We start from the raw sequence: 17,218 nt of genomic DNA on the forward strand, positions 1-17,218 counted from the left end.
GGTTATGAGCAGTGCATGACGCAGAATTACCTTTACTAGAACTTTTTACCAGATTACATGATGCTGGCCTGCCGCTAGGAATTGAAGAATACCAAGCTGTATTGCGGGCATTACAAGGAGGCTTTGGCATTCCTGACAGAGAAGCCTTAGCAAGACTGTGCCGTTCACTCTGGGTAAAATCGCCAGAAGACAAGTTGTTGTTTGACTATCACTTTGATCAAGTGATGGCAATTGATAGTTTAAATTTTCGAGATACTTCTGTTTCAAAAAGTTTAGAGACTTCCACCACCGACACATCAAGAAGTCAGCTAACCAAAAAAATACTCACAATTTCTCCAAAAATCCGTTATGCAGTTTTGGGTGGAATGGCTTTAGTCTTACTGGGTTATGGAGGTTGGTTTTTTGGCATAAGAAAAGAGTGTCCGTACTTTACTAGCCTACCGGTAGCTGAGGCAAAAATAGACAAAGAGTACCGCTACAAAATTACTGTTTGTCAACCTCAACAAAACTCTCAACTGATGTTTTCAGCTTTAAAACTACCATCTTGGTTAAAGCTGCGAGATAACGGTAATGGAACAGCCACTCTTAGTGGTACACCTACCACAGAAGACGCTAAGTTTAGTTACCTGTGGAATTTTCAAGGAAAGCAGCTAGCGAAACTAAAAATAGGTAATGATAGCTCTCAATTAAAGTTTAGTCCCGATGGAAAATACTTTGCTAATTTCTACCAGGGCAAAATCATTATATGGAATTTAAAGGGTGAACAGCTAGCAGAATTCAAAAATGAAGGCTCAGTCCCATATTATACCTTTAGTGCTGATAGCCAAAGGCTGGCGATCGCATCTGATAATGAGTATCTTCGACAATTCGATTTTCAAGGTAATCTACTCAAACAAATAAAGTTACAAGCCGAACCTCAATTTAGTCCCGATGGTGATTACTTTGTTGAAATTGTAGGGAAAAACAGAGACACTATTGTTTTACGGGATCTTGACGGCAGACAAATTGCCAAATGGCCAGGTCTAAAAGCTGTATTTGCATCAAAACGCCAGTATCTTGCCACTTATGACTACACCTCACGGCAAAAGACTGTTCGATTATGGGATTTTCAAGGTCATAAAATATCAGAATTTAGCCCGGAACAATCGTTTGATAATATCAACTTTATTGATAATGACCGCTATATTATAGCTAGTTCTTATAATTATGAAAACCAAAGTTATGTCCACAAGTTTAGTTTATGGGATATTGATAAAAAAGAATTAACTAAACGAAAAGCAGTAAGTAAAAATTATTATAGTAATAACGATGCTATTAGCCCTAACGGTCAGTATTTTGCTACTACATTATCAAATACCACCCTTCGCTTGTGGAATCTTAGAGGTGAACAAATAGCTGAACTACCATCTCAGAGGGATTTAGCTGATAATCCATTGGTTTTTAGTAATGATGGTAATTACTTTGCCACATTTCCTAAAATTCGGGATGGAAGTTTATCTGTACCAAATACAATTATTAACTTATGGGATGTTAAAGGTAATTCAGTCACTAATATTAAATCTAATCAACAATTTAGTGATGTAATCTTGAGCAGAAATGCTGATTATATAGCTACTCTTCCCTTAAAGACTTCTGTTGCTCTATGGAACAAAAACGGAGATGATTTCTTAGAAATTAAACCCCAAGCAGAAATATTAAAAAACGAAAATTTGAAAGATTATTTACTTAGAATAAGGTTATTAAATGACATTTTAAATGACATTGATTATATATATAGTAACCCCAGGTACATAAATGAATATTTACGTAAACATAGAGATTTTCGGTATAGTCTCTTACAAGATAAAAATTTTATAAATAAGTATATCAAAGATATTATATCCAAAAATGAAGTTATAGATGATGTTACTTTCAGTAATGATAAAAAAAATATTATTACTGTAACTAACAGTGGCATAGTTCATATATGGAATTTATTAAACGGTAAATTACTGTCAACATTAAACTCTCAAGGTTCTGCAAAAATTAGTCCTGATGGACAATATATTACAACTACCGCCAATGATAATGTAGTCAAACTCTTTAATTTGCTGGGAAGGCAAATCGCTACCATACAGCATCAGGGTAGGGTTGACTATGTTCGCTTCAGTAAACTTGGTAGGCACTTAAATACAGTTTCACAATCGAGGATAACTCAGACTTGGGATATTAAGGGTAATCAACTAGCAAAATTAGAATTACACAATACAAATAATATCTTTTACAGGCAAGATGGCAATTATTTTGTCGATATTGCCAAAGATGGCTCTGCCCGATTGTATAATAATCAAGGTAAACTGATAACCATATTAAAGTCACAAAGTCCAATCTTTAATATCATTTTTTACCAAGATAATCAAATAATAAATACTTATTCAAAAGATGGTAGTGTTAGCCTATGGAATTATCAAGGTACTCAACTTGCGTCATTAAAATCATCTAAATTAATCGTTAAAATAATTTTTAGTCCAGATAATAAACTAATGGCTGCCCGTTTAGAAGATGGCTCTGTTAGTTTATGGGATGTCAGAGGAAATAAATTAGCGTCTTTAAATTCATCTAAGTTAATCAACAACATAGAATTTAGTCCTGATAGTCAGACGATAGCTACTAGGTTAGAAGATGGCTCGGTTATTTTATGGGACAAAAGAGGGAATAAATTAGCATCATTAAATTCATCTAAGTCAATCACTAATATAGAATTTAGTCCTGATAGCCAAAAAATCGCAACTATCTCAGAAGATAGAACTATCAGTTTATGGAATATTAACGGAAAAGTAATAACAAAATTCAAAATAGATGTAGCCTATCGTGACATAACCTTTAGTCCTGATAGTAAAATCCTCATATTAGATGATAGTTACTACTCTAATAATGTTAGTTTTTTGGATTTAAGAACAAACAAACTAGAGAAATTCCAACTTAATTATTTCGGTGCAAAGAAAAAATATTTTGTCAATATAACAACTGATAAGATAGTCTATCTTTGGGACTTCACAGGAAAGCAGCTAGCGAAAATATCACCTTCGGCAATAGTTAAGAATGTTGAATTTAGTTATGTTCAAAAGTATATTATTTTTACTTTAAAAAACAATACTATTGAGATATGGGATTTTAAAGGAAATAAAATAGGAGCATTACAACCGAACAAAAAAATTAACCGCATTGAATTTAGCCGCAATGGAAAAAACCTAGCCACGATTAATTACGATGAAAAAGTTATTAATCTATGGAGTATTAAAGGTGAAAAAATCGCTGACATACCATCTCCTTATAATTATTATGGTGCAGTAAGATTTAGTAAAGATGGTAAAAGTTTAGCAGTATATTCTAATTATTTCTATTTTAGTCAAGGTTATTCTGTTTATTTATGGGATATAAAGGGTAATCCAATAGCGGAAATAAAGTCAGAAGGTGAGGTTAAGTTTAGCCCTGACAACAAGTTTTTCACAACAGTATCCAAAGATAAAGCTGTAGAAATATGGGATTTTCAAGGCAACAAATTAGCAGTTTTACGCAACCAAGGTTGGCTGAATGCGGTCGAATGGAGCCAAGACGGACGAAATTTGACCACCAATGCAATTATTAGCAATGCTCACCTGTGGGATTTTCAAGGTAATCAGCTAGGAAAGTTGCCATTTGAGAATCGGATTAATCCAGAGCGCGAAAAGTATGAATTTAGCCCCAATGGCGAACACTTAATTACATTGCCCGATAATGACGCATCGGCAAGTGATGAAACCAAGAAAATTGCCCGGTTGTGGAGTTTGAAAGGAAATCAACCCGCAGTAGATTTATCCTATCAAGGTAAGTTCAATGATAAAGATTTTAGTCCTGATGGGCTTCATATTGCCACTGCATCTGGAGATGGTGCAGTTCGCCTGTGGGATATACAGGGAAATTTAGTTAAAGTTTTCTGGCATCAACGTCCTGTAGAAACCGTGCGCTTTAGCTTAGATGCAAAAAATCTGCTTACTGTGACAGCAGACGGAGTTGGACGTATTTGGGATTTGCGGGGAAATCTGGTGGCGGAACTCAAACATAGAGGGTTAATCGAGCGTTTAGAATTTAGCCCCAATCAGCAAAATTTGCTCACTATTTCACAAGATGAAATCGTTCAACTGTGGAATTTATCCGACCAAAAATCTATAGACTTAAAGCATCGAGGCAAAATTTCTAGCATTGTTTTTAGTCTTGATGGCCAGACCATTGCTACTAATTCACAGGATAATGTGGCTCGGCTTTGGAATCTCCAAGGAAAATCTATAGCGGAGTTAAAACATCCAGATTGGGTGAAAACTATTATCTTTAGTAAAGATGGCAAGTATCTGATAAGTACGGTAGACCATACTGCGCGGGTGTGGAATCTCAAAGGTAGGCAGTTGGCAGAGTTATCTCATCCAGGTCAAGTGGCTGGGGAAATGACCTTCAGCCCGGATGGACAACATTTAATAACTAACTCCTATGACCATAGTCACAAGGTAGTACTACAAGTTACAGGGGCAAAGCGTGAAAAATCTACCCAATCGTTTACCATTACAACGACTACCGACTCAGGTGGGAGGGCAAATACAAGTAACCTCTCAGGGTTACTAGCAGCCGGGTTACTTTGGAGTAGTGTATTACTCATGGGGCTGTCGGGAAGTTATGTACTGTTCAAATGGTTATTAGAACGGCGCAATCAGGAATCTTTACAATCTGGGAGTCCTCCAGACGGTTCGACTCCTCCTGTAACTAATGATTACTCTAATGAAACTGATGATGAGCTACAGGTGGCTCAGGCGGTAAGACATACGGCTCGTAATAGTGCAGAACTTACTCAACGCCCTTTTGCTGCTGGTGATGAGTATTTTCCAGTGACTCGCAGGCAAATGAAACAAAGTTGGCGTTATCTGCGCCAGTTTGTTCGCCAAGGATTGCCCACAGAGCTAGATATAGAAGCTACGGTCAAGGAAGTAAGTCGTCATGGTTTTCTGCTCAAACCAGTTTTAGTCCCTCGTCGAGTAAACCGTACGGAATTGCTATTGCTCATAGATCAAGACGGTTCGATGATTCCGTTTCATTTCTTATCACGGCAGTTAGCAGAAACAGCTTTACATGGTGGTCGTTTAGCTAAAACCAGCGTTTACTACTTCCGCAACTGTCCTCACCAACATCTTTACCATGACCCACATCACCAAGAAGCGGAAACGGTTAATGATGTACTGGCTTCCATCCATGAATATACTAGCGTGATGATCTTTAGTGATGGGGGGGTAGCTCGCCGAGGTATTTCTCCAGAACGAGTAGAAATGACTACCATATTCTTAGAGAAATTGAAACAACGGGTACGTTACATTGTGTGGCTAAATCCCATACCGCGATCGCGCTGGCATGATACAACTGCTGAGGAAATTGCCAAACTTGTTCCTATGTTTGAGTTTAATCGTCGAAGCCTCCATGAAGCCATTAATGTTTTACGTGGCAAACCAGCCCATTCTTTAACCCAACTCTAACTATTATGGATTTTACTAAGCAGGGTACTGCCTCAGATGAAACCGGAAATTGTAGATCGGCGCATTGCGTTGTTTGAAAAAAACTTTGGCAAACCACATTTATATTTGGCTTATCATGCTGCCTTTCCTCTGGCTTTAACGCCAGAGTTAATATATCGCTTATGGGCAAACTTTCAAAGAGACATTCATGGGCAATCTTTAAATATTCCCTGGGTTGCTGTAGGAGATTTTCTGCTGTCGAGTTTGTGTGAAGAAGTGGGACATGAACTCTACGAAATAAATATGTCAGTCCGCAATGAGTTGTTACGAAAACTCAAAGCCGAACCAAAGTTTGGCATAGAGCGAATTAATCAACTCTCGGATTTTTTATTAGAGTATGTACGGCAACAGATATTAAGTGACGATCCCGACACACAAAACTTTGCCAAAACTCTGCAATGGACAGCCTTAGCATATACTAAACCCACAGAAGTCGCCCGGCAGATAGCTCTCACTTTTCGCCATCTGGAAATTTTGTCTGTACGAAGCGATCGCCTAAACCATACTGAATTGGTACGTATGGCATCTCTAGTAGAGACATTCGCTGAACCTTTGGCAGAAGCCCAGTTAGCACCGCTAGTAACTTATGCTCGTGGGATGGCACGGTTTGCTCATGGTGATCTAGAGGGAGCTACGGCTCAAATTGGCACGGTTGCTGAAGCCGGCAAGATTCAGGTTGCTGGTGTAGACATCCCAATTCCGGAAAAAATTCAAGAAAATTTGGACGATGCCAGTCCCCCAGAAGGGCTTGATTTTCGAGGACAGAATCTGCGCGGACGTTCCTTTAGAGGTCAAAATCTGGCACGAGCCAACTTTAGTCGTAGTGATATTCGCAGCGTAGATTTTAGTAATGCCATTCTTACAGGCGCAAACTTCCGGTATGCCCAAGCAGGATTGCAAAGCTATTGGGCTGTAGGGCTGATGTTGTGTGCCTTCTTGCTATCAGCTTTATCAGGTATGGCATCCGGGTTTGCGGGTTGGATCTGGGGATGGGAGTTCAACGCAGGCGGATCTGCTATGGCGATTGGTATTGCTAGCTTGATAGCTCTGGTAGTTGTATTTGTGGTTACTTTTCGTCGCGGCATAGACAACAGATCAGGAGCATTCGCCTTGTCTGTGATGGGAACAACAGCGATCGCCAGCTTTGAGTTTTTGAGTTTATATGCAGTTTTACCGGAAGTTGTCCGGTCTGGTAATCCAATTTTACAGGCGATCGCCTTTGCTATTCCCATAGCCTTGGGGTTAGCCTCATCTGCTATGAGTGATCGTTGGCAAATACGAACCTTACCCATAACTTTGATAGCGTTAGCAGGTGGGACTGGGTTAGGAATTATTAGTAGCGTTTGGTTTTGGTTATTGCAGAATCCTACAATTCAAATTGCTTTGGCCACTTTGGCTGTAAATTTGGTGATAGCCGGCTCTGGAGCCATAGCTATAGTTAAGAGTGCTGCTTGGATGAGAAATGGAGCCACCCTGGGATCTGTGGCAGCAACCTTCTTATTAACCAGTTTGTGGTTAATTAATTTACTATCCTCTTTAGATATAACTTGGATAACAGCCGTCTTAGCTGGAATTATTGCTCTGGCTTTATCATGGGCTAGTGTTATTACTTTGGCCTTGGCTGTTAATCTAGTAACGGCTGAAATTGAGCATCGAATATTTGCCAGAGCCTGGATTTTAGCAGCCTTTTTATTGGGAATTTTGATTTTATCTTCGATTCTAATTTTAGGTGGTCTACGGATTTATCCACCATTCAAAGTCATCGAAGATGTACCAATGATTATAATCACAATCATCGTCATTGCAGTTCTAGCAATGATTATCGTTCAACTTAGTCTTGATAGCAATACTCGATTTACTGCTATTGGCAAGTTTGTGAGTCTACTCCCAACTACAGCAGGTACTAGCTTTCACGGCGCTGACTTAGCAAATGCCGATTTTACCCAAGCAATTGTTAGAAGTGTAGATTTTAGAGGAGCAAATATTTCTCAAACTTGCTGGGTACATACTAAAAGACTTGATTATGCCTCCACAGAAGGAACTTATTTAGTAAATCCTCAAGTCCGACAATTAGTTATTAATAAGATAGGAAATAATCAAAAATTTGATTATCTGGACTTACAAGGGATTAATCTAGATGGAGCAAATTTAGCTGATGCTAGCTTTATTGGTACAAATTTACGTGCAGCTAATTTGCGAAACGCAGATCTTTCCCGAACCAAGTTAATTGATACTATTTTAGACCAAGCAGATTTGACGGGCGCTTTTTTAACAGGTGCTTACCTACAAAACTCAAAAATTACAAATTTAACTCGGTTGGAAAATGTAGTGTGTAGTTATATTTTTACAAGGTTACCCAGTACAAAAAATCCTAATCCTGCTCGTCAACCAGAGGAATTAGAAAAAAACTTTACTTCAGAAGAATTTACCATTTTTATTCAGAGCTTGATTAATCATGAAAACTCTCCCTCTGCATAAAATTAATTTTGAAAGAAACGCCTATGTTTTGTTATTTGCAAAACATAGGCGTTTCCTAGTTCTAAATTGATAATTGTGAGATTAACCAGCAGAGCTGGAAGTTGCTAACTCCGCCAACCGTTCTTGCTGGTCTTGAGAAATACAAGATTGGATGACCGTCTCTAAATCGCCTTCCAAAACAGGGTTCAACGAAAAGTTTTGACCTAAGCGGTGGTCAGTCGCACGGCTATCTTTATAATTATAAGTGCGAATTTTCTCCGATCGCGATCCTGTTCCAACTTGCGATCGCCGCATGGAAGTCACTTCTTCTTGTTGTTCGCGCAGCTTAATCTCATACAACTTCGCCCGCAAAATCTGCATCGCCCGTTCTTTATTTTGCAACTGGCTACGTTCTTCTGTACAGAAAATTCGTATTCCCGTCGGTTTGTGCATCAAGTCAACAGCAGTTTCCACCTTGTTGACGTTTTGTCCACCTGCACCACCAGAACGAGCCGTAGTCATTTCAATATCTTTCGGGTCAATATGGATTTCTACCTCATCCACTTCTGGCATAATTGCCACGGTTGCAGTAGAAGTATGCACCCTTCCCCCAGCTTCGGTTGCTGGTACACGCTGCACACGATGAACGCCTGCTTCAAATTTCAGCTTACTGTAAACGCTCTCACCTTGAATTTCCAGGATAACTTCTTTGAAGCCACCCATTTCACCCAGGGACTCACTCACCAACTTCACCCGCCAGCCTTGAGTATCAGCATAGCGAGAATACATCCGCAGTAAATCACCAGCCCAAATACTCGCTTCATCGCCACCAGTACCAGCGCGAATTTCCAACATGATGTTTTTATCATCGTTGGGGTCACGGGGTAGCAGCAAAACCTTCAAACGAGTTTCTAAATAGTCTATTTTTTCTTCTAATTCTTTTACTTCCAGAGCTGCCATTTCGTGCATATCTGGATCACTGTTTGCCTCTTTAAGTACCTGACGCGCCCCAATTAATTCTTCTTGGGCGATTTTCCAATTATCATAAGTCTCTACAACTTCTTCTAAAGAAGAACGGGACTTAGCAATCTTTTGATACTCATCGGGGTTTTTAGCCGTGTCAGGATCTCCCAGGCGACGAGTCAATTCATTGAAGGTTTGTTCAACGGATTTTAGTTTCTCCAGCAGGTATGATTCAGCCATAACGAGTGCGATCGCTCCTTTAAAAAATAACCACTTGGCTCGGCAAAAAATGACAATCGACCCAGCAAACGCAGGGTCGTCGTTAACAGCAGAGCCAAACCGCTACTTTTTCTTTTGTTCGCCAGAAGTTTGAGTGCTGCTCATACCATACTTTCGCAGGAAGCGTTCTACGCGACCTTCAGTATCAATAATTTTCTGAGTACCAGTATAAAATGGGTGGTTGCCAGACCAAACATCTACGTGTAATTCGGGCTTGGTAGAACCAACGGTCATCACAACTTGACCATTGCAGTAGACTTTTGCTTCTGGATACCACTTGGGATGAATATCAGATTTAGCCATTGTTCCTTTTGTGGTGAATCTATATAAATTATAACTTTTCAGGGGCTAGAGGCTAGAGATGAGCAACTTGATACCCAATCCCCAGTCCCCAGTACCCAATCCCCAGTTTATCGTTTGGAGTACTGAGGAGCTTTCCGGGCTTTGTGCAAACCATACTTTTTCCGTTCTTTAGCCCTGGGATCACGAGTTAAGTAACCTTCGGTTTTTAAAGGAGGACGATTTTCAGGATCTAATTGGCATAAAGCACGAGCAACTCCTAAACGCACTGAGTCAGCTTGTCCAGTTAAGCCACCGCCTTCTGCCTTTACCAAAATGTCGTATTCGTTTTCTAATCCCAGGGTTTCTAAAGGAGCTTTGATAACGCCCAAATAATTGGCGTTGAATTGAAAATACAAGTCTCCAGGCTTGCCATTCACAATTAATTGACCAGTACCGGGAACCAGGCGTACCCGTGCTACTGCGGACTTACGGCGACCAGTACCCCAGTACACGGCGCGACCGCTATTTGCTTCTGCTACCACCATTAATTTTCTGCTCCAGGGATTGTATTAATGTTGAGTTCTTTAGGTTTTTGGGCATCATGGGGATGAGTCGGCCCAGCGTAAACTTTCAGTTTGGTAAACAACTGCTTACCCAGGCTATTTTTAGGTAGCATACCTTTGACAGCGTGTTCCACAATTCTTTCTGGTAAGCGCTGTTGCAGTTTAGCAAAGGTTTCTGTCTTCATCCCACCAGGACGACCAGAGTGACGACGGTAAAGCTTCTGAGTACGTTTCTTGCCTGTAACTGCTACTTTTTCAGCATTTACAACAATTACGAAGTCACCTGTATCTAGGTGTGGTGTATAGTGTGCTTTATTTTTGCCTCTTAAAATCATGGCAATTTCACTGGCAAGGCGACCCAGGCGCTTGTCCGTAGCATCTACTACGTACCAATCACGCTCAAGGGATTCTTGAGGAGGAAGATAGGTTTTACTCATTTTTATTTGTCCTTTGTCATTTTTTTCAGAGTCTGATAGTCAGTAGTCCATAGTCCATAGCAAAAACTTTTGACTAATGACTCTTGACTAATGACTCTTGACTAATAACTAACTTTGGCATGGTGTCATACCAAACGTCAGGGGTAAAGGGAAAATCTGGATAGCCGACTCGTAACAAGCATAAGCCCTGTGACGGTGCGGCGTGTTTTACTTCTTCCCGCCGTTGTTCTTTCCAGAGTTCGGTGAAGTTAGCCAGAGTTCGTTGCCCGGAACCTACCTGTACTAACATCCCTACCAACAGTCGCACCATGCCATATAAAAATCCATCAGCCTGAATTTCAATATGGATAAACGGCCCACTACGATGACACTCTACTGCTTGTACCTCTACCCAAGAATGCGATCGCTTGGAGCCTGCACGGTGAAATGCTGCCAAGTGATGCTTTCCCATCAGGGGTTGAAGGGCAGCCTGCATCAGAGATTCATCTAGAGGTGCATAATAATAATGCCAACTGAAAGGTGTGACGAACAAGTTCGGTCGATCTTCAGTATAAATCGTGTAACGATACCGCCTGTATGCGGCGCTAAAACGAGCGTGCCAACGATCGCCTACAGCTGCTGAAGCCTTTATCAATATATCCTTGGGCAGGTAACTATTGAGAACTGATGCCCACTTGTGTGCAGGAATTAACCCCGTAGCATCAAAATGGGCTACTTGAGCAGCAGCGTGGACTCCGCTATCAGTACGCCCAGCACCATGCAGTGTTACATGATGTCCGAGAATTTTAGCGATCGCTGTTTCGATTTCTTCCTGAACTGTCCGATGTTGTTTTTGTCGTTGCCAGCCGTGAAAATCTGTACCAAGGTACTGCACTACCAAGGCTACTCTTTGTGTTTGTTTCGGCTGGTGACTATCTAACATAGGGTCTTTTCATGAAGACTGAAGTACAAGGTGTTCAGTAAAGGATTTACCCTTCTGCCTCCAGCCTCTACCTCCCGCCTTCTCTACACCAATTCAATAATCGCCATTTCAGCATTGTCTCCCCGACGAGGTACGGTATGCAGAATACGGGTATATCCCCCTTGACGATTACCATACCGAGAGGAAACTTGCTCAAACAGCGCATGAACTAGCTGTTTATCGTAGATATAACCCAAAGCTCGACGACGTGCTGCTAATGAGCCATCTTTTGCTAGGGTGATGATTTTGTCTACTTCACTGCGTACCACTTTTGCACGCACCAAAGTAGTAGTAATCCGACCATGACGGATGAGTTCAGTAGTCAACGCTCGTAACAGGGCGCGGCGCTGATCAGCTGGTTTACCAAGTTTTTTGACCCGATTCCGGTGACGCATAACAATACTACAGTGAACTTTGAACGATTGTAAGACTAGCTGTGTTTAGAGCTTCTTTCTTGGGGTAAGGTAATGCCCAAGCGTCGCTGTAAAGCTTCCACGACTTCTTCTGCTGACTTCTGACCGAAGTTTTTGATCTCTAACAAGTCTTCTTGGGTGTAATCCAACAAGTCAGCCACAGAGTTGACTTGCGCCCGCTTGAGACAGTTGTAAGCTCGTACAGAGAGTTGCAATTCTTCGATAGGAATTTGGGCAGTGGGGTCGTCTGGAATGTCGGAGTTTGTATCCGTTGGTTCTAGGGAAATATCTTTCAACGGATTGAACAAATCAACTAGAATTCCAGCTGCTGAAGATAAGGCTTCTTGCGGAGAAATGCTACCATTTGTCCAAACTTCTAACAGAAGCCTGTCCTTAGGAATGGAGCCATCTGCACGCACTTCCTCAACGCTGTAGTTAACTTTCCGCACCGGCATAAAGATGGAGTCAATTTGCAGAAAGTCTAGAGATGTGGCTTCTTCACGCCCTCTTTCTACTGTGCGATATCCTTTGCCTCTTTCGATGCGGAATTCCATTTCCAGTTTGCCGCCCTCAGCAATAGTGGCGACATATTGGGTAGGATCAATAACTTCCACCTCACTGGGCAAGTCAAAATGTGATGCAGTGATTGTTGTTGGGCCGTTAACTAGTAATCTGCCAATCTGGGCTTGCGAAGAATAGCTTTTGAGGATAACTTCCTTCATCCGCATGATGATTTCCAAGACATCCTCTCGCACACCTGGAACTGTGGCAAATTCGTGAGAAACACCTGCAATTCTCACTGCTGTGACTGCTGTTCCCTCTAGATTGGATAGTAAAACCCGCCGCAACGCATTGCCGACTGTTGTTCCCTGACCACGTTCTAGAGGTTCTAGAATAAATTTACTGTAATGATTCCGACTTTCCTCTGTATTAGACTCTACACATTCAATTTGAAACTGCGCCACGGAGTAGCCTCCCTTAATTAAGGTGCTGCTAGCAGGCAAATTTTTTGCCTCTCGAATTTACTTTATTGCCCTGGGCTAACTTAGGTGTATCAAACTGCCAACATCTGGTGGCGGTACAATTTGATCTACTGATTAAGCTTGCAGGCATTCACTATATTTTGCTTGATTGGGAGTATAGCAGCCCTCCCTGGTGGAAGAGCTGACACGCTTGTCGTCGTCCCAGCCGTCGGAAGTTCTTGAACACTCACCCCAATTGTCAAGCAATTGCAGGTGAGAACAAAAGTCTTGACCTACACGCGACGGCGCTTTGGCGGACGGCAACCATTATGAGGAATGGGGGTTATGTCTCGAATCAGGGTAATTTCTAGCCCTGCTCCTTGAAGCGCCCGAATTGCAGTTTCTCTACCTGCTCCTGGTCCACTAACCATCACTTCAATTTGGCGCATTCCTTGGTCGATGGCTCGTCTGGCTGCACTTTCTGCTGCGGTTTGCGCTGCAAAGGGGGTTCCTTTTTTAGCACCTTTGAAACCGCTAGAACCCGCACTAGCCCAGGAGATTACATCTCCATTTTGATCAGTGATGGTGACAATGCTATTGTTGAAGGTAGATTGGATATAAGCCATTCCGTTGGGAACGTTCCGTTTCTGCTTCTTACTCCCGGATTTTTTTGTTGGTTGTCTTGCCATATTATTTCAGTTAACCTAAGGTAAAACTTGCTATTGATAGCAAGCAGAGAAATATTACTTACCAGGAGCCTTCTTCTTACCGGCCACTGTCTGCCTTCTCCCACGACGAGTTCTAGCATTGGTGCGAGTTCTTTGTCCTCTGACTGGTAAGCCCATCCGATGACGGCGGCCTCTGTATGTACCAATATCAACTAAACGCTTGATGTTCATTGCTTCCAAGCGCCGCAAGTCACCTTCAACTTGATAGTTGCTTTCGACTTCGCCTCGCAGGGCTGTTACATCGGCATCACTGAGGTCTTTAACGCGGGTATCTGGGTTAACCCCTGTAGCCGCTAGAATTTCTTGCGACCTTGATAGTCCAATTCCGTAGATATAGGTCAGACCGATTTCAACGCGTTTGTCGCGTGGAAGGTCTACTCCGGCAATACGTGCCACGATGAATATCTCCCTATTTTTTCGCAGTTGCTGATGGAAAGACGCGGTTATGACGCGTCTGAGTTGCTAATGATGATGTTAGTAAGCGTCAAGTACCAACGCCCACAGAATGTTATCCTTGACGTTGCTTGTGCTTAGGATTTATACAGATCACCATAACGCGCCCACGACGGCGGATCACGTTACACTTTTCACAAATTTTCTTGACTGAGGCTCTGACTTTCATGCCTTTAAAAATTGACTCCAAATATTAAATTATAGCATTTTCAGGAAACTTTATGCAATTAAGTAAATGGGTAACACCCAAATAATTTGTTTTATGGTAGACTTCCTTACATATATCTACTTCTTACGTAATCGGTAGGTGATTCTACCTTTGGTGAGGTCGTAGGGAGTTAGTTCCACCTTGACGCGATCGCCAGGCAAAATCTTGATGTAGTTACGGCGAATCTTACCTGAGATGTGTGCCAGCACGTTGAAGCCGTTATCTAGGTCAACGCGAAACATGGCATTAGGCAAGGACTCAGTAACAGTACCTTCCATTTCAATCAAATCTTGTTTAGACAAGTTTTTCCCTCAATTCAACAACTTTTTGTTCGTTTGCAGCACTCATCTGCAAGAGAACACATTTCAACAAATATATCAACCGTTTATTAATATATCTTAGCTAAATTTGACAACATCTTCATTGACAGGGGATTGGGTAGTGGGGACTAAGTATAGTCCCTAAACTCTATCCCCTAGAATATTTGGGCTAGTTACTAACCTAAAGTTTCTTTCAATTCGTGAGTGACTTCTTCTTGGGACTGGTCGCCATTGATGGTCAGAAGTTTCTGGCGATCGCTGTAATAATCAATCAAGGGTGCAGTATCGTTGCGGTAAATTTCCAGGCGGCGACGAATTACCTCTTCGGTGTCGTCTTTCCTACCTCTGGATAACAACCGTGCTACCACAACATCATCTGCCGCGTCTAAGTTGACTACTTTCTCGCCACCTTGACCAGTTTTTTGCAGCAATTCTTCCAGAAAAGCCGCCTGAGTGACTTTGCGAGGAAAACCATCCAATATCCAACCAGACTTAGCATCTGCTTGCTCAAGACGCTCCTCTACCAAGTCTTGCACTAACTGATCAGGAACTAACTCGCCACTATCCACATAGCTTTGAGCTTTGATTCCTAAGGGAGTTTGCTCTTTCATGGCTTGCCGCAATATATCCCCAGTAGAAATATGCGGAATATGTAAATGTTCAGCCAAAATTTGAGCTTGTGTTCCTTTACCTGCTCCCGGCGGCCCCAAGAAGATTAGTCGCGTCACTATTGTTTCACCATTCCTTCATAACGCTGAGAAATAACGTAAGTTTGGACTTGTTTAGCTGTCTCAATTGCCACACCAACCAAAATTAGCAATGAGGTTGCACCTAATCCCCTAAAGGTTGGTACACCTAAAGCTCTCTCTACAGCAGTGGGGATAATTGCCACTAAACCCAAAAAGATTGCACCCAAAAAAGTTAGTCTGTTAATTACCCGTTCGATGTATTCACTAGTTGCCTTGCCAGGACGAATACCCGGAATACTAGAACCCATTTTCTTGAGGTTCTGAGCTACGTCAACAGGGTTAACAATCAAAGAAGAGTAGAAGTAGCTAAAGAAAACAATGGAAATCAAGTACACCAGAGCGTATACCCAAGATCCAGAACCCCCTGGACTCAAATAAGTATTGACGATATTAGCCAATTCTGGATTCTTGGTGAAATTAGCAATCAGAAGTGGCAAGCTCAAGATGGCTGCTGCAAAAATGATTGGCATGACACCACCAGAGATGAGACGCAAGGGCAAGTAGCTACGCTGTTCTGCGAGTACCCGACGACCAACTTGGCGACGAGCCGAGATGATCGGGATGCGCCGGATGCCCTCTTGTACAAATACGATGCCAACGATTGTTGCCAGGAATACTAACACTAGCACAATCACGCGACCAACAATTTCTCTACCACCAACTTGCACTAAGTCAATGGTGTCACCTAAGGATTTTGGCAATGATGCAACAATATTGACAAAAATCAACAAAGATGCGCCATTACCAATACCACGTTCTGTGATCAGTTCCGATGCCCACATAACGAACATAGAACCAGCAGTCAAGGCGATCGCTGTTTCTGCTACAAATACTGGGCCTGGTTGCAAAGCAAACTGCTGGAGAAATAAAGCAGAGAAAGCCAGACTCTGAAAAATTGCCCAACCGACAGTCACATAGCGGGTGATTTGGGAAATTTTCCGCCGACCCGCTTCACCCTCATTTTTCTGTAAATTTTCTAAAGATGGTATTGCCGCAGTCAGTAATTGGATGATAATTGACGCATTAATAAAAGGCAAAATCCCTAAAGCAAAGACTCCCAAAGTTGAAAGTCCCCGCCCTGAAAATATATCCAATAAACCGAATATGGCATTATTGCTCGAAATTGCTTCGGCAAAACGAGTTCTATCAATTCCTGGCACAGGTAAAAAGATACCCAGGCGAACCAGGATTAAAATACCGACAGTTACAAGCAGCCTGCCTCTCAGCCCAGCTGCTTGTGCCATCTGCATAAAAGTTTCTTGAGCCGTTGGGGCTTTATCTCGACTGATCATAGAGTGCTACCTTTATCGTGAACCAGGCGCTGGAAGCAAATTGGCTAGCTTTCAAGTGCGCTGTTGGGCATCACCCTAAAACTTCACAACTTCCTCCAGCAGCCTCAATTTTGCTACGAGCTTGACCTGTGAAAGCTGCTGCCTTAACGTTGAGAGCTACGCCTAAATCTCCATTACCCAAAACTTTCAATGGGCCTTTGACAGCAGTTAAAATACCGGATGCTCTCAAAGATTCCAAAGTTACTTCTGTATTTGCAGGGAGATCAGCTAGCTTCTCTACATTAATCGTAGTGTAAATTTTCCGATTAACTAAAGGAAAACCCTTCAGCTTGGGTATCCGACGGTACAATGGCTGTTGACCACCTTCAAAACCAGGTCTGGTACTACTACCAGAACGAGATTTTTGACCTCTCATACCTAAACCCGCACTAGCACCCTGACCAGCAGAGATACCTCTACCTACACGGCGACGGCGTTTTTTTGAGCCTTTTTGGGGCTTAACATCGTTGAGTCTCATAATCTTACTCTGTGTTTGTCAGTTGTCAGTTGTCAGTTGTCAGTTGCTTGGGAACTACGGA

At 42.0% G+C, this 17,218-nt stretch carries 16 protein-coding genes; 2 read left to right on the forward strand and 14 right to left on the reverse strand.

The window, feature by feature from the left end; translation table 11 throughout:
- The first annotated feature begins 11 nt into the window (after positions 1–11).
- Positions 12–5,534, forward strand: a complete 5,523-nt coding sequence (locus tag H6G14_RS34210) for a beta-propeller domain-containing protein (RefSeq protein ID WP_190567455.1) — start codon at positions 12–14, stop codon at positions 5,532–5,534.
- A 36-nt stretch (positions 5,535–5,570) separates the two neighbouring features.
- Positions 5,571–8,051: a pentapeptide repeat-containing protein gene (locus tag H6G14_RS10945; protein ID WP_190567456.1), complete on the forward strand. Its 2,481-nt coding sequence runs from the start codon at positions 5,571–5,573 to the stop codon at positions 8,049–8,051.
- A gap of 81 nt (positions 8,052–8,132) precedes the next feature.
- Here the strand turns inward: H6G14_RS10945 and prfA are convergent, their stop codons facing one another.
- From prfA to rplO, 14 genes are all read right to left on the reverse strand, one after another.
- Positions 8,133–9,233: a peptide chain release factor 1 gene (prfA, locus tag H6G14_RS10950; RefSeq protein WP_190567457.1), complete on the reverse strand. Its 1,101-nt coding sequence runs from the start codon at positions 9,231–9,233 to the stop codon at positions 8,133–8,135.
- Positions 9,234–9,335: 102 nt separating this feature from the next.
- Complete coding sequence (rpmE, locus tag H6G14_RS10955) at positions 9,336–9,575, reverse strand: 50S ribosomal protein L31 (protein ID WP_190567458.1); 240 nt, start codon at positions 9,573–9,575, stop codon at positions 9,336–9,338.
- A gap of 107 nt (positions 9,576–9,682) precedes the next feature.
- Positions 9,683–10,099, reverse strand: a complete 417-nt coding sequence (gene rpsI / locus H6G14_RS10960; RefSeq protein WP_010998326.1) for a 30S ribosomal protein S9 — start codon at positions 10,097–10,099, stop codon at positions 9,683–9,685.
- Positions 10,099–10,554: a 50S ribosomal protein L13 gene (gene rplM, locus H6G14_RS10965; RefSeq protein WP_190567459.1), complete on the reverse strand. Its 456-nt coding sequence runs from the start codon at positions 10,552–10,554 to the stop codon at positions 10,099–10,101. The genes rpsI and rplM overlap by 1 nt, the downstream gene beginning before the upstream one ends.
- A 73-nt stretch (positions 10,555–10,627) precedes the next feature.
- Positions 10,628–11,476: a tRNA pseudouridine(38-40) synthase TruA gene (gene truA / locus H6G14_RS10970; RefSeq protein WP_190567460.1), complete on the reverse strand. Its 849-nt coding sequence runs from the start codon at positions 11,474–11,476 to the stop codon at positions 10,628–10,630.
- Between the two features lie 83 nt (positions 11,477–11,559).
- Complete coding sequence (gene rplQ / locus H6G14_RS10975) at positions 11,560–11,910, reverse strand: 50S ribosomal protein L17 (RefSeq protein ID WP_010998329.1); 351 nt, start codon at positions 11,908–11,910, stop codon at positions 11,560–11,562.
- Positions 11,911–11,945: 35 nt separating this feature from the next.
- Positions 11,946–12,893 carry a DNA-directed RNA polymerase subunit alpha gene (locus H6G14_RS10980; protein WP_011317576.1) on the reverse strand — a complete coding sequence of 316 codons (948 nt, stop codon included), beginning with the start codon at positions 12,891–12,893 and terminating at the stop codon, positions 11,946–11,948.
- 290 nt (positions 12,894–13,183) lie between these two features.
- Positions 13,184–13,579: a 30S ribosomal protein S11 gene (gene rpsK / locus H6G14_RS10985; RefSeq protein WP_010998331.1), complete on the reverse strand. Its 396-nt coding sequence runs from the start codon at positions 13,577–13,579 to the stop codon at positions 13,184–13,186.
- A 54-nt stretch (positions 13,580–13,633) separates the two neighbouring features.
- Positions 13,634–14,014, reverse strand: coding sequence for a 30S ribosomal protein S13 (gene rpsM / locus H6G14_RS10990; protein WP_190567461.1), 381 nt, complete (start codon positions 14,012–14,014; stop codon positions 13,634–13,636).
- 112 nt (positions 14,015–14,126) lie between these two features.
- Positions 14,127–14,240 (reverse strand): 50S ribosomal protein L36, encoded by a 114-nt coding sequence (gene rpmJ, locus H6G14_RS10995; protein WP_190567462.1) that lies wholly within the window; start codon positions 14,238–14,240, stop codon positions 14,127–14,129.
- A 116-nt stretch (positions 14,241–14,356) separates the two neighbouring features.
- A complete protein-coding gene (gene infA / locus H6G14_RS11000) occupies positions 14,357–14,581 on the reverse strand; it encodes a translation initiation factor IF-1 (RefSeq protein WP_006276978.1) in 225 nt (74 codons plus the stop codon).
- Between the two features lie 194 nt (positions 14,582–14,775).
- Positions 14,776–15,327 carry an adenylate kinase gene (locus H6G14_RS11005; RefSeq protein WP_190567463.1) on the reverse strand — a complete coding sequence of 184 codons (552 nt, stop codon included), beginning with the start codon at positions 15,325–15,327 and terminating at the stop codon, positions 14,776–14,778.
- Positions 15,327–16,640 carry a preprotein translocase subunit SecY gene (gene secY, locus H6G14_RS11010; protein WP_011317573.1) on the reverse strand — a complete coding sequence of 438 codons (1,314 nt, stop codon included), beginning with the start codon at positions 16,638–16,640 and terminating at the stop codon, positions 15,327–15,329. Before secY ends, H6G14_RS11005 begins: the two co-directional genes overlap by 1 nt.
- A 70-nt stretch (positions 16,641–16,710) precedes the next feature.
- Complete coding sequence (gene rplO, locus H6G14_RS11015) at positions 16,711–17,157, reverse strand: 50S ribosomal protein L15 (RefSeq protein ID WP_190567464.1); 447 nt, start codon at positions 17,155–17,157, stop codon at positions 16,711–16,713.
- Positions 17,158–17,218: the final 61 nt, after the last annotated feature.

This window comes from Nostoc parmelioides FACHB-3921 (assembly GCF_014696625.1).
Taxonomy (GTDB): Bacteria; Cyanobacteriota; Cyanobacteriia; order Cyanobacteriales; family Nostocaceae; genus Trichormus; species Trichormus parmelioides.